At 68.2% G+C, this 12578-nt stretch carries 17 protein-coding genes; 11 read left to right on the top strand and 6 right to left on the bottom strand.

The window, feature by feature from the left end:
* Nucleotides 1-66: 66 nt before the first annotated feature.
* Nucleotides 67-732: a phosphatase PAP2 family protein gene (locus BLV49_RS04005; RefSeq protein WP_091180132.1), complete on the top strand. Its 666-nt coding sequence runs from the start codon at nt 67-69 to the stop codon at nt 730-732.
* An 83-nt stretch (nt 733-815) separates the two neighbouring features.
* The gene (locus BLV49_RS04000; RefSeq protein ID WP_091180129.1) at nt 816-1085 is read left to right on the top strand and encodes a hypothetical protein; all 270 of its coding nucleotides are present in this window, start codon (nt 816-818) and stop codon (nt 1083-1085) included.
* Nucleotides 1086-1118: 33 nt separating this feature from the next.
* Here the strand turns inward: BLV49_RS04000 and BLV49_RS03995 are convergent, their stop codons facing one another.
* Nucleotides 1119-1718, bottom strand: a complete 600-nt coding sequence (locus tag BLV49_RS03995) for a hypothetical protein (RefSeq protein WP_091180127.1) — start codon at nt 1716-1718, stop codon at nt 1119-1121.
* Nucleotides 1719-1752: 34 nt separating this feature from the next.
* On the opposite strand from BLV49_RS03995, the gene BLV49_RS03990 reads away from it, so the two are divergent.
* Nucleotides 1753-2010, top strand: coding sequence for a glutaredoxin family protein (locus tag BLV49_RS03990; RefSeq protein ID WP_091180116.1), 258 nt, complete (start codon nt 1753-1755; stop codon nt 2008-2010).
* 20 nt (nt 2011-2030) lie between these two features.
* Nucleotides 2031-2333, top strand: a complete 303-nt coding sequence (locus BLV49_RS03985; protein WP_091180112.1) for a Dabb family protein — start codon at nt 2031-2033, stop codon at nt 2331-2333.
* A gap of 5 nt (nt 2334-2338) precedes the next feature.
* Here BLV49_RS03985 and aspS read toward each other — a convergent pair whose 3' ends face one another.
* On the bottom strand, nt 2339-4123 hold the full coding sequence (gene aspS / locus BLV49_RS03980) for an aspartate--tRNA ligase (RefSeq protein ID WP_091180109.1): 1785 nt from the start codon (nt 4121-4123) through the stop codon (nt 2339-2341).
* A 216-nt stretch (nt 4124-4339) separates the two neighbouring features.
* Here aspS and BLV49_RS03975 point away from each other — a divergent pair, with 216 nt between their 5' ends.
* Genes BLV49_RS03975 through ccsB form a run of 6 tightly spaced genes read left to right on the top strand, consistent with a single transcriptional unit; the run spans nt 4340 to nt 9376 of the window.
* Complete coding sequence (locus BLV49_RS03975) at nt 4340-4975, top strand: histidine phosphatase family protein (protein ID WP_091180105.1); 636 nt, start codon at nt 4340-4342, stop codon at nt 4973-4975.
* The gene (locus BLV49_RS03970) at nt 4972-5577 is read left to right on the top strand and encodes a TlpA family protein disulfide reductase (protein WP_091180102.1); all 606 of its coding nucleotides are present in this window, start codon (nt 4972-4974) and stop codon (nt 5575-5577) included. The genes BLV49_RS03975 and BLV49_RS03970 overlap by 4 nt, the downstream gene beginning before the upstream one ends.
* A 1-nt stretch (nt 5578) precedes the next feature.
* Nucleotides 5579-6331, top strand: coding sequence for a cytochrome c biogenesis CcdA family protein (locus tag BLV49_RS03965; protein WP_091180099.1), 753 nt, complete (start codon nt 5579-5581; stop codon nt 6329-6331).
* Nucleotides 6315-7997: a cytochrome c biogenesis protein ResB gene (gene resB / locus BLV49_RS03960; protein WP_091180094.1), complete on the top strand. Its 1683-nt coding sequence runs from the start codon at nt 6315-6317 to the stop codon at nt 7995-7997. Before BLV49_RS03965 ends, resB begins: the two co-directional genes overlap by 17 nt.
* A complete protein-coding gene (locus BLV49_RS03955) occupies nt 7994-8359 on the top strand; it encodes a DUF3054 domain-containing protein (protein ID WP_091180091.1) in 366 nt (121 codons plus the stop codon). Before resB ends, BLV49_RS03955 begins: the two co-directional genes overlap by 4 nt.
* 21 nt (nt 8360-8380) lie before the next feature.
* Nucleotides 8381-9376, top strand: a complete 996-nt coding sequence (gene ccsB, locus BLV49_RS03950) for a c-type cytochrome biogenesis protein CcsB (protein WP_091180087.1) — start codon at nt 8381-8383, stop codon at nt 9374-9376.
* A gap of 12 nt (nt 9377-9388) precedes the next feature.
* On the opposite strand, the gene BLV49_RS03945 is transcribed toward ccsB, so the two are convergent.
* The 4 genes from BLV49_RS03945 to BLV49_RS03930 form a co-directional block, all read right to left on the bottom strand.
* Nucleotides 9389-9586: a helix-turn-helix transcriptional regulator gene (locus BLV49_RS03945; RefSeq protein WP_091180084.1), complete on the bottom strand. Its 198-nt coding sequence runs from the start codon at nt 9584-9586 to the stop codon at nt 9389-9391.
* Entirely contained in the window at nt 9586-10008 is a 423-nt protein-coding gene (locus BLV49_RS03940; protein WP_091180080.1) for a hypothetical protein, read from the bottom strand. The genes BLV49_RS03945 and BLV49_RS03940 overlap by 1 nt, the downstream gene beginning before the upstream one ends.
* 90 nt (nt 10009-10098) lie before the next feature.
* A complete protein-coding gene (locus BLV49_RS03935; RefSeq protein ID WP_091180077.1) occupies nt 10099-11079 on the bottom strand; it encodes an o-succinylbenzoate synthase in 981 nt (326 codons plus the stop codon).
* A gap of 47 nt (nt 11080-11126) precedes the next feature.
* Nucleotides 11127-11474 (bottom strand): DUF7882 family protein, encoded by a 348-nt coding sequence (locus BLV49_RS03930; RefSeq protein ID WP_091180073.1) that lies wholly within the window; start codon nt 11472-11474, stop codon nt 11127-11129.
* A 172-nt stretch (nt 11475-11646) separates the two neighbouring features.
* On the opposite strand from BLV49_RS03930, the gene BLV49_RS03925 reads away from it, so the two are divergent.
* On the top strand, nt 11647-12549 hold the full coding sequence (locus tag BLV49_RS03925) for a 1,4-dihydroxy-2-naphthoyl-CoA synthase (protein WP_176980709.1): 903 nt from the start codon (nt 11647-11649) through the stop codon (nt 12547-12549).
* The last annotated feature ends 29 nt before the right edge of the window (nt 12550-12578 follow it).

Here is a 12578-nt window from a genome sequence, read left to right as displayed (position 1 = left end):
GCTGCTGATTGCCGCCGTCCTTTCGAGAAGCGCTTGTAGCGTGCGACTCGGCTCGAAAGGAAACTCATGCTCTCGCCTCGTCCCCTCCCTGCACCGAACAAGGTCGCCGTCGTCTGCGCCATCGCCGTCATTGTCGCTGTGGGGGCGTTCGGCGCGTGGATCGGCCTGGCCGAGCATGGGAAGGCGGTGCTGGTGGACGCGCCCTGGCATGGCTTCGTGACGGCCTCGAGCTCTCCGTTCGCTGACGCTCTCGCCCGCACGCTCAATCTCGTCGGCGGCACAAAGAGCATGATCGTCATCACGGCGATAGCGATGTGCGCGTTCTTCGTGTTCAGGCGCTGGCGGGCCGGGATTGCGCTCGGGACGGGAGTGGTAATCGGCACTGTCGCGTCAGAGACCCTGAAGACCCTCGTCGACAGGCCGCGGCCGGCGGACCATATCCTGACGGCGGGCAGCGACTCCTTCCCCTCCGGGCACACGACGATCGCGGCAGTCTTCGCGATCACGCTCGCGCTCGTTGCCGACCGCGCCATTGTGTGGGTACTCGCATGTGCGTGGGTACTCGTCATGGCGTGGAGCCGCACATATTTGGCGATGCACTGGCTCTCCGACACCATGGCCGGCGCCCTCCTCGGCACGTCCGTCGCCATCGTTGCGGTCGCCGTAGTCTCCTACATCTCGCCGCGGCGATCCCTGTCCGATGAACCCGACGCGATGTCCGAGGTGTCGTGAATGCGGGCGATGACAAGCCCTTGCCCCGACCGGGCGAAGACGCGATAGTGGAGCCACACGATGACGAATCGCGAGGAGGCATCATGGCGGACAAGATCGGCACCCGGAGGATCGAGCACAAGGATCGCGAGTTCGAAATCGTGCCGACCGGTCCCACCGCGTGGTCTGTGACCGAGGTTCTCACGGGTGTCGTCTACGGCCACCTCGTGCTCATCAACATGAAGGGTGAAGAGGGCTCGCCCGTCTACGGTGCGGTGCTGCCCGACCATGCGACGCCGTTCATCGACGGCACCGACTGGGAGGACATCGTTCGAGCTCTCGCCAATCAGGTCGATTCCGGCATCGACGTCTGAACGCCCGCTGCCCGCGACCAGCGGAGCGAGCGCTCAGTTCGTGCCCTGCCGCGTCAGCGCGTCCGGCCCGACCGCGGCGCCAGGGTCCCTGAGCCATGCGGCGGCGGCGTCCGTCGCCACGAGGGTGCCCGCCGCCAGCAGCTGTCGACCGGGACGGCCGGAGTCGTGCAGCTCGAGCCCCGGAGCCGAAGCCGCTTCGAGCAGCTCCGCGAGAGCCGCGCGCTGCGGCATCCCGAGCGAGGAACGGCGACCCGCGATGACGTGAACCTGCGCGATCGTGCTATCGGCTCCGTCCCAGATGACAAGCCACGCGCTCCGCTCGGACCCGCCGAGGGTGACGCGGGCGATGCTCGAGAACGGCACTCGGCGCGACGAGACCCTGTCGTAGCGGATGCTGCGCTGCTCCGTGTCGAGAAGAAGCGTCGCGCGCGGCATCCACGCGAGCCACGCCGCGAGCGCGAGAGCGCCGATGATCGCGCCCTGCAGCATCATGCCGCGCAGGAAGAACGAGGGGTTCGCGATCATCGCCGCGAGCACGAGTGGCTCGGCGACAACGCACACGATGACGAGCAGCACCGCGGTGCGGCGCAGCGAACGTGCCGGAACGAGAGGGACGACGGCTGCCGAGGACACACGGTCAGCCTACGACGCGGATTAGGCTGGGACCATGACGCGCACCGTGACAATCATCGGCAAGCCCGGATGCCACTTGTGCGATGACGCGCGGGACGCCGTGAACCGCGTGATCGCGGGTCTCGGCCCCGCGGCATCCGTCACCGTCGATGAGAAGTCGATTCTCGACGACCCCGCCCTGAACGAGCGGTACTGGGAGCAGATCCCCGTGATCCTCGTCGACGGAGAGCAGCACACCTTCTGGCGCGTCGACGAGAGCCGTCTCGCGGCCGCGCTCAGCACCGACGCCTGACACAACCTCGAGGAGACACCATGGCCATTCGACACATCGTGATGTGGACGCTCGCCGGCGACGACGACGCAGCGAAAGACGAGGCCGCCGCCGAGATCGGGGCGCGGCTCGAAGGGCTCATCGGCGTCGTCCCCGGCATCCAGTCGCTGCGCGTGTCACGCAACGCAGCGTTCGCCGACGTGAACTACGACCTCGTGCTCGTCTCCGTGCACGATGATGTCGCCGCACTCAAGGCGTACCAGGTGCACCCCGTGCACTCCGAGGTCGCGGCATACATCCGCAGCGTCGTCGAGCAGCGCGCCTCGATCGACATCGAGGCGTAGCCGGACTACTCCGTGTCGCGGTCCTTCGGCTTCGCGTCGACGCCGGCCTCCTTGCGTTGCTGCGCCGTGATCGGCGCGGGAGCCTGCGTGAGGGGGTCGAAGCCGTTGCCGGTCTTCGGGAACGCGATGACCTCGCGGATCGAGTCGGAGCCCGTGAGCAGGGCGACGATGCGGTCCCAGCCGAGCGCGATGCCGCCGTGCGGCGGGGCGCCGAACGCGAAGGCGTCGAGAAGGAAGCCGAACTTCGTGCGCGCCTGCTCCTCGTCGAGGCCCATGAGCTTGAAGACGCGCTCCTGCACATCGCGCTCGTGGATGCGGATCGAGCCTCCGCCGATCTCGTTGCCGTTGCACACGATGTCATAGGCGTACGAGAGCGCGTTCTCGGGCTCGACGTCGAACGTGTCGAGGAACTCCGGCTTCGGCGACGTGAACGCGTGGTGCACGGCCGTCCACTTGCCGCTGCCGACCGCGACGTCGCCCGAGGCCTCCGCTTCGGCGGCCGGCTCGAACATGGGCGCGTCGACGATCCACACGAACGCCCACTGCGACTCGTCGATGAGCTCGGCCTTCTTGCCGACCTCGAGGCGGGCGGCGCCGAGCAGCGCGCGGGACTCGCGTGCCGTTCCGGCCGCGAAGAAGATCGCGTCGCCCGGCTTGGCGCCCGTTGCCTCCGCGAGACCCTCGCGCTCGGCATCCGTGATGTTCTTCGCGACCGGCCCGCCGAGGGTGCCGTCCTCCGCGATCGTGACGTAGGCGAGTCCCTTCGCGCCGCGTGAGCGCGCCCATTCCTGCCAGGCGTCGAAGCCGCGGCGGGGAGTGGCGGCGCCGCCCGGGAAGACGATCGCGCCGACGTACGGGTTCTGGAACACGCGGAACGGCGTGCCCGCGAAGTACTCGGTGAGCTCAATGATCTCGAGGCCGAAGCGCAGGTCGGGCTTGTCGCTGCCGTACTTCTGCATCGCCTCGGCATACGTCATGCGGGGGATCGGCGTCGGGATCGTGTAGCCGATGAGCTCCCACAGCGACGAGACGATCTTCTCGCCGACGGCGATGACGTCTTCCTGGTCGACGAAGCTCATCTCGACGTCGAGCTGCGTGAACTCGGGCTGCCGGTCGGCGCGGAAGTCCTCGTCGCGGTAGCAGCGCGCGATCTGGTAGTAGCGCTCCATGCCCGCGACCATGAGCAGCTGCTTGAACAGCTGGGGCGACTGGGGGAGGGCGTACCAGGAGCCGGGGGAGAGGCGGGCGGGCACGAGGAAGTCGCGGGCGCCCTCCGGCGTCGAGCGGGTCAGCGTGGGCGTCTCTATCTCGACGAAGTCAAGCTCGTCGAGCACGCGGCGCGCGGCCTGGTTGGCCTTCGCGCGCAAGCGGATGGCGCGCGCCGGCGCCGGGCGGCGCAGGTCGAGGTAGCGGTACTTGAGGCGTGCCTCCTCGCCGATGGTCTCGGTGCCCTCGAGCGCGGTCGACACCTGGAACGGCAGCGCCGCGGAGTCGTTGAGCACCCTCACCTCATCGGCGATGACCTCGATCTGCCCGGTCGGCAGGTGCGGGTTCTCGTTCCCCTCGGGGCGCTTGCGCACGGTGCCCGTGACCTGAAGAACGAACTCGGCGCGCAGCGGGTGCGCCACCTCTTCGTCGCGAATCACGACCTGGGCGATGCCCGAGGCGTCCCGCAGGTCGATGAAGGCGACGCCGCCGTGATCGCGACGGCGATCGACCCATCCGGCAAGGGTCACGGTCTGGTCGACCTGCTCGATCCCGAGGGATCCGGCGTTATGAGTGCGAAGCACGAAGAGGTCCTTCCCGGCGAGTCGTGGGAGTCACAGCCGGCGATTCGACGCCGGGGCTCCCGGAGGCATTCGACAAGTCTACCTACGCGCCGCCGTGCGTCTTTGCCGTGTTCGCGCGGCCGGTTGAGACGATCGGATGCCGCCGACGGCTCGCCCGCGCGCCCGCCGCGAAGCTCTCGGGAGATTCTTAGCTCTACAGAACGTAGACTTGGCGCTGTGGTAGCGTCCCTGATCCACCTCGTCCGTCACGGAGAGGTGCACAATCCCTCGCGTGTGCTGTACGGCCGCGTCCCCGGATTCGGGCTCTCCGATCTCGGGCACCGCATGGCCGAGGCGGCCGCGGCCGAGCTCGTGGAGCGCGGCGCGAACATCACGCGGGTCATCGCCTCCCCGCTCCAGCGCACACAGGAGTCCGCCGCTCCCATCGCCGCAGCCTTCGATGTCGACGTCGAGACCGACGAGCGTCTCATCGAGCCGTTCAATCACTTCGAGGGCAGCCGCATGAGCCGCGCCCTCCGCAATCCCCGCAACTGGCCCTCCCTGCGCAACCCGCGCAAGCCCAGCTGGGGCGAGCCGTTCTCCGACATCGCCGCGCGCATGCTCGTCGCGATCGAAGACGCCTGGGAGTCGACGGAGTCCGGCGAAGTGGCGCTTGTCAGCCACCAGCTGCCCATCTGGATGGTGCATTCGAGCCTCCTCGGCATCCCGCTCCACCACGACCCGCGCAAGCGCAGATGCTCGCTGTCGAGCATCACGACGATCGAGCACAACGGGCGCCGCTTCACCGAGGTCGACTACGACGAGCCGGCGCTCATGCTCACGGCCGGCGCGAACGACGTGGGCGCGGTATGACCGCTGCCTCCCGGGCGGGGCGGGCGCTCACCGCCGCCGCACTGATCGCCGTCGCGCTCACCGTCGCGGGGTGCAGCAACGACCCCCTCGCCGAGCAGTACCGCGAAGGAAGCAACAAGGGCTACATCGCGGGAGACGGCTCCGTCATGGAAGTCGCCGCCGACGACCGGGGCGCGCCGATCGAATTCTCCGGCACGACCCAAGACGACGAGACCCTCTCGTCCGAGTCGCTTGACGGCAAGGTCGTGGTCGTGAACTTCTGGTACGCCTCGTGCGCGCCGTGCCGCGCCGAAGCGCCCATTCTCGAGAAGCTGTACGACAAGTACTCGAGCGAGGGCGTCGCGTTCGTGGGCGTCAACCTGCGCGATCAGGCTGGAACGGCCGCGGCCTTCAACAAGACCTACGGCGTCAGCTATTCGTCCATCATGGATGCCGACTCCGGCGCCGTGAAGCTCGCCTTCTCGGGCACCGTGCCGCCCAACAGCGTTCCCACGACGATCGTTCTCGACAAGCAGGGCCGGGTCGCCTCGCGCGTGCTCGGGGCCGTGCAGGACACCTCGATCCTCGGCACGCTCATCGGCGACACTCTCGCGGAGAAGTGACGTGAACCCCGGAGACATCGTCATCAGCGGGCAGCTGCTTCTCGCCATTCCGATCGCCGCGCTCGCCGGACTCGTCTCCTTCGCCTCGCCGTGCGTGCTCCCGCTCGTGCCCGGCTACCTCGCCTACGTCGGCGGCGCGTCCACCGTGCAGCGTGGAAAGCAGGCGGCGAAGAAGGACCGCGCGCGACTCGTGCTCGGTGTGCTGCTGTTCGTGCTCGGCTTCTCCGCCGTGTTCACCGCCTACGGTCTCGCCTTCGGGCAGCTCGGCGCCTGGCTCGTGCAGTACGGGCCGCTCATCACCCGCATCCTCGGCGCCGTGATCATCGTCATGGGGCTCGTGTTCATCGGCCAGGTCACGGTGCTGCAGAACACCTTCCGGCCGTCGTGGCGGCCCAAGACCGGTCTGCTCGGAGCGCCGCTGCTCGGCATCGTCTTCGGCATCGGCTGGGCGCCGTGCGTCGGCCCGACGCTCGTGGCCATCCAGTCGCTGAGCTTCGGCTCCGGCTCCCCGTGGCGCGGTGCGCTGCTGAGCTTCGTGTACTGCCTCGGCCTCGGTCTGCCGTTCATCGCCATCGCCTTCGGTGCGACGTGGGCGACGAGGAGCATGTCGTTCCTGCGCAAGCACATTCGCGCGATCAACATCGTCGGCGGCATCCTGCTCATCGTCATCGGCGTGCTCATGGTCACCGGCGTCTGGACGTCCCTCATCAGCGAACTCGCGGGGGTGATGCCGAACTTTGCGCCGGCCCTCTGATTACACCGACGGTCACGACGAGCTCCGCGAGGAGCCCGCCGAGATCACGCAACCCTCCCTCGGCTTCACCGGGTGGCTGCGCTGGATGTGGCGACAGCTCACGAGCATGCGCACCGCCCTGCTCCTTCTGCTGCTGCTCGCGCTCGCCGCGATCCCCGGCTCGCTCGTGCCTCAGCGTTCGAGCGACCCGAACGGCGTCACGCAGTACTTCACGGAGCACCCTGACCTCGCTCCTGCGCTCGACAAGCTGCAGATGTTCGACGTGTTCACGTCGGCCTGGTTCTCCGCCGTCTACATCCTGCTGTTCATCTCGCTCATCGGCTGCGTCATCCCTCGGGTCAAGCACCACATCGGAGCCCTGCGCGCGCGGCCGCCGAAGACGCCCGTGCGCCTGCAGCGCCTGAGCGAATTCAGCGAGACCGTGTACGGCGACGACGACGGTGTGAGAACGGATGCCGCCACGGTCGTGGCGTCGGCGCGCGAGTTGCTCAAGAAGTCCGGCTACCGCGTCGAGCTGTACGAGAGCCCGGCGACGCACACCCAGCCCGCGAGCGTCTCGGTGTCCGCGGAGCGCGGCTACCTGCGCGAGACGGGAAACCTCGTCTTCCACTCGGCGCTCCTGCTGATCCTTCTCGTCGTCGGCATCGGCGGCGGCTTCGGCTACAGCGGCCAGCGCGTCGTCGTCGAGGGTCAGAGCTTCGTGAACATGCTCGGCGACTACGACTCGTTCAGTCCCGGCCGCTTCTTCAACGCGGGGCAGCTCGACCCGTACTCGCTCGCGCTCGACAACTTCGACGCGACCTACGAGACGAAGAACCTCGATGCGTACGGGCAGCCCATCGACTTCGCCGCCCACGTGACCACGACGACGCGCGACGGCGAGAAGCAGGACCGCACGATCAAGGTCAACGATCCGCTGCGCTTCGCGGGAACCGACGTCTACCTGCTCGGCAACGGCTACGCGCCCACCATTACGGTGAAGGATCCCGACGGGAACGTCGTGTTCACGGATTCCGTGCCGTTCCTGCCCCAGGACTCCAACCTCACGTCCGTCGGCGTCATCAAGGTGCCCGACGGGCTCACGAAGCAGATCGGCATGGTCGGCTTCTTCTACCCGACCGCGTACAAGCTCGACACGGGCGCGTTCGCGTCGACGTACGCCGACCTCACCTACCCCATGCTGAGCCTCAACGTCTACTCGGGCGACCTCGGCATCGACGGGGGCGTGCCGAAGTCGGTGTACTCGCTCGACGTCGACGACATGACCCAGCTCACGGGCGGCAAGACAGGCGTCGACTCGATCGAGCTCATGCCGGGACAGTCGACGAAGCTGCCGAACGGTCTCGGCACCGTCGAATTCGTCAACCAGTCGCCGCAGGCGAACGACTACTCGCACTCGGTGCTGCGCTTCGCCTCGTTCGACATCCACCACGACCAGACCCAGCTCGGCGTCGCCGTGGGAGCAATCCTCGTGCTGCTCGGCCTGCTCACGTCGCTGTTCGTGCCGCGCCGGCGCGTGTGGGTCAAGGCGTTCGACCGCGCCGACGGAACGGTGCGCGTCGAATACGCCGGCCTCGCCCGCGGCGAGGACCCCACGCTCGGCGACGCGGTCTCATCCATCGCGTACCGCCACGGCACGGCGCTCGGCAGGGATCGCGACGCATGACGGCCGCCGCTCTCGTCATCGACATCGTGCTGACTCTCGTCTTCGCGATCATCGGCCGCGCGAGCCACGCGGAGGCGCTCGACGTCGCGGGTGTGCTCGGCACGTGGTGGCCGTTCCTCGTCGCGCTGCTTGTCGGCTGGATCGTGTCGCTCGCGTGGCGCGCCCCGCTGCGCATCGTGCGAAGCGGCATCCCGATCTGGATCATCACCGTCGCGGGCGGGATGCTGCTCCGCGTCGTGAGCGGGCAGGGCACCGCGCTGCCGTTCATCATCGTCGCGACAATCGCGCTCGGCGTCTTCCTGCTCGGCTGGCGCGGGATCGCCGCCGCGGTCGCCGCCGTCCGGCGCCGATCCGCCGAATAGTCGAAGGAGTACCCTTAAGCTGTGGATCTGAACTCGTTCTCGCTGCTGTCGCTGTGGTCGGCGACGGCGCTGTACGCCCTCGCGCTCATCGCCTTCGCCCTCGACCTGGCACGACGAAGCGCCGAGGTCAAGCAAGCCGCAGACGCCGAGGCTCTCGAGGGCACCGGCTCACTCGCGACCGAGCAGGCCGCGGGCGGAGTCGCCGTCAAGGTGCGCCCGCCGAAGAAGGCCACGGGAGCCGCCGCCGTCACGGCGAAGCGCTCGCCGTCGCTGCGCTCCGCCATGGCGCTCACCGTGCTCGGCTTCCTCCTGCACGTCGCCGCCGACGTGACGCGCGGCCTCGCCGCGGGCCGTGTGCCGTGGGCGAACCTGTACGAGTTCGTCATGACGGGCACGATGCTCGTCATCGCCGTGTTCCTCGTCGTGAACATCAAGGTCGACCTGCGCTACCTCGGCACGTTCATCACCGGACTCGTCGTCTCGCTGCTGTGCATGGCGACCATCAACTTCTACGTCGCGGTCGCCCCGCTCCCGCCGGCCCTGCAGTCGGCGTGGCTCGTCATCCACGTGTTCGTCGCGACGACGGCGATGGGCTTCCTCGCGCTCGGCTGCGCCCTGTCGGTGCTGCAGCTGCTGCAAGCGCGCACCGAGGCGCGAGGCACCTCGCTCGCGAACATGAAGCTCAAGTTCATGGCCACGTTCCCGTCGGCCGAGCGGCTCGAGAACCTCGCGTACCGCACGATCATCGTCGGCTTCGTGCTGTGGACCTTCACGCTCATCTTCGGCTCCATCTGGGCCGAGGCCGCGTGGGGCCGCTACTGGGGCTGGGACACCAAGGAAGTCTGGACCTTCATCATCTGGGTGATCTACGCGGGCTACATCCACGCGCGCGCGACGCGGGGATGGCGCGGCACGCGCTCCTCGTGGCTCGCGGTCATCGGCTTCGCCGCCGTGATCTTCAACTTCACCGTCGTGAACATCTTCTTCAAGGGACTGCACAGCTACTCGGGACTGTAAGCCACTCGAGAGTCAACCCTCGTCGGGCGTGAAGAGCCCCTCGATCGGCTGTTCGAAGAGGCGCGAGATGCGAAAGGCGAGAGGCAGTGACGGGTCGTACTTGCCCGTCTCGAGCGCCACGATCGACTGACGCGACACGCTCAGTCGTTCGGCCAGTACGGCCTGGGTCCAGCCTCGCTTCTCGCGTTCGGCCCGGATCCGGTTCTCCATCAGGCGTCGGGGGCGCCGGTGAAGGCGTTCGTGATGAGCCATGCCGCAATACCGGCGAAGCAGACGCTCCAGCCGCCGTTCGGCGTGTGGATCCCGGCGATGTCGAGCGTGCCGAGCACGAGCGCCGTGACGATCGCGACGGTGAAGCCGACGGCAAGGCCGGGGACGAGAAGCTTGACCTGGTACTCGTCCATGCTCCGAACGCGCAGAATGACGACGAGCACCATCCATGCGACGGGCAGCAGCGGCAGTACGACCCACACCGCACGCCACGGGTCCCCGCCGTTCTGTGGCCCCCACAGGGAGAGCGCGAGGCTCGCGAGCAGGTAGCACGCGGCTCCCGCCCACATGCGGATGCGGAAGACGCGCCGGAGCCGGGCTTCGGTGGAGGACTCTCCGGCTGGGTCAAGGTCCCTTGTCATGCATCGATGCTACAGCTCGCTCGATGGGGATGTAAAGGAAGCTTGTCATCCACTGTCGGTGAAATGGTCACCCACCCGTCGGCGTCCCGTTCAGGCCCCGAGCACCGCGTAGCAGCGCGCGAGTCGATCCAGCCACCACGCGGTGCGCTCCCGTGACGCCGCGTGCTCGTCGAGCAGCGCCTCCGACACGTCGACCCGGCGCACGTCGATCGCGCCGTCGTGAGCGCGCAACGGCTGCTCGGTCACGTCGGCGGCGAGCAGCGACGCTGTCGCGAGTCCGCAGTCGAATTCGAGATCGGGGACGGATGCCGCGAGAAACGCGCCGAGCGACAGCCCGACGGAGGTGTCGAGAGCGCTCGACACCGTCACGGGCAGGCCGGCCTCCTCGACGATCCGCAGGGCGCGGCGCACGCCGCCGAGCGGCTGCGCCTTGATGATGAGCAGGTCGGCCGCCCCTGCCTTCGCGACGGCGACAGGATCGCTCGCCTTGCGCACGCTCTCGTCGGCGGCGACGGGGATGCCGAGGTACTTCGTGCGTCGCCGGTACTCGGCGAGCTCGTCCACGCTCGCGCACGGCTGTTCGACGTATTCGATGTCGAACTCCGCGAGAGCATGTACCGCACGCTCGGCCTCGTCCACATTCCAGCCGCCGTTCGCGTCGACGCGCACGCGGCCCTCCGGACCCATGAGGCGCCGCACCTCGCGAACGCGGGCGACATCGTCGTCAAGAATCTGGCCGCGCTCGGCGACCTTGACCTTTGCCGTTCGGCAGCCGTCGTAGCGGCCGAGCACGGCGGCGACGCCTGACGCGGGAACGGCAGGAACCGTCGCGTTCACGGGAATCCGCTCGCGCACTGGCGTTGGCTCGTCGCCCCAGCCGAACTCGAGAGCGGCCTGCAGCCACACCGCTGCTTCGGCGTCGTCGTACTCCACGAACGGCGAGAACTCGGTCGCGCCGTTCGGGCCGCGCATGATCAGCGCCTCGCGCACATCGATGCCGCGGAAACGCGTCGTGAGGGGAAGCGACACGACGTGGGCGGAGGCGAGCAGGTCATCGAGTGAGGGACGCATGGGCACTATTCTGCCGCGACCGGCACCCGACCGCCGAGGCTCGGGACTCAGTCCTGCAGTCGGCCGGGATACGCGTCGCCGGTCGCGTCGCCAAACACGAGCTCGCCGTCCTCGCCCGTGATGATGAGTCCCGTCGAGGAATCCGCCGACTGACCGAGCCGCATCAGCCACTCCCGGTTTATCGTCGGCACCTTGCCGCCCGAGAACTTGAACGTCATGGGCAGGGAGGGGGACAGCCAGATCGCGGTGCGCCCGTCACCCACCGAGGGACTGTCCTTCCATGACATGAGGAACGACTCACCACGGGAGAACTTCTGGACCACGATGATCTGAACGTGCGTCAGCACGCGGTCATCGAAGTGCGTGACCATGCTGTCGTAGCGGATCGATCCCATTTGGCTCCCTCGTTCCAGCCCAGGGAAGCGAAAGCCGCGTCGGTCCGGGTTACCCCGAGATGTCTCCCACGATCCTCGGTCGTTGCTCCCGCGTCAACCGCTGCCGCGGATGGTCAGCGAGATCGCAGGCGCACCGCCGGCGGCATCCGGTCGCCTGACTACGATGGAGGCCATGACGGTGTCCGAGATCTTCGACGAGAACGAGTGGGTGAGGGCGCCGGGGTTCGACGCGCTCACCGATATCACCTACCACCACACTCACGACGGCAAGGTGGCGCGCATCGCGTTCGACCGGCCAGAGGTGCGCAACGCGTTCCGTCCGCACACCGTCGACGAGCTGTATGCGGCGCTCGAGGACGCCCGCACGAACTCGAAGATCGGCGTCGTGCTGCTCACCGGCAACGGGCCGAGCCCGAAGGACGGCGGCTGGGCGTTCTGCTCGGGCGGTGACCAGCGCATTCGCGGCCGCGACGGCTACAAGTACTCCGACGCCGAGACCGCGGCCGGCATCGACCCGGCCCGCTCGGGACGCCTGCACATTCTCGAGGTGCAGCGCCTCATCCGGTTCATGCCCAAGGTCGTGATCGCCGTCGTCCCCGGCTGGGCTGCCGGCGGCGGGCACTCGCTCCACGTCGTGTGCGACTTGTCTCTCGCCGCCGAGTCCGCCAAGTTCAAGCAGACGGATGCCGATGTCGGATCGTTCGACGCGGGCTACGGGTCCGCCTACTTCGCGCGTCAGATCGGGCAGAAGTTCGCGCGCGAGGTGTTCTTCCTCGCCGACGACTACTCGGCGCAGCGCGCCTTTGAGATGGGTGCCGTGAACGCCGTCGTCCCGCTCGCCGAGCTCGAGGCCGAGGCGCTGCGCTGGGCCCGCCGCATCCTGACGAAGTCGCCCACGGCGATCCGCATGCTCAAGTTCGCCTTCAACGCGGTCGACGACGGGCTCGTCGGCCAGCAGGTCTTCGCGGGTGAGGCGACGCGCCTCGCCTACGGCACCGACGAAGCCGTCGAAGGGCGCGACTCGTTCCTTGAGAAGCGGGAGCCTGACTGGGGGCCGTTCCCCTGGCAGTACTGAGCCGGGCTCCGAACTCGTAGACTCAACCC

The organism is Paramicrobacterium humi (assembly GCF_900105715.1).
In the GTDB taxonomy this organism is placed as follows: domain Bacteria; phylum Actinomycetota; class Actinomycetes; order Actinomycetales; family Microbacteriaceae; genus Paramicrobacterium; species Paramicrobacterium humi.
The sequence above is the reverse complement of the archived record's forward strand: the minus strand, read 5'-3'. Positions and strand labels throughout refer to the sequence as shown.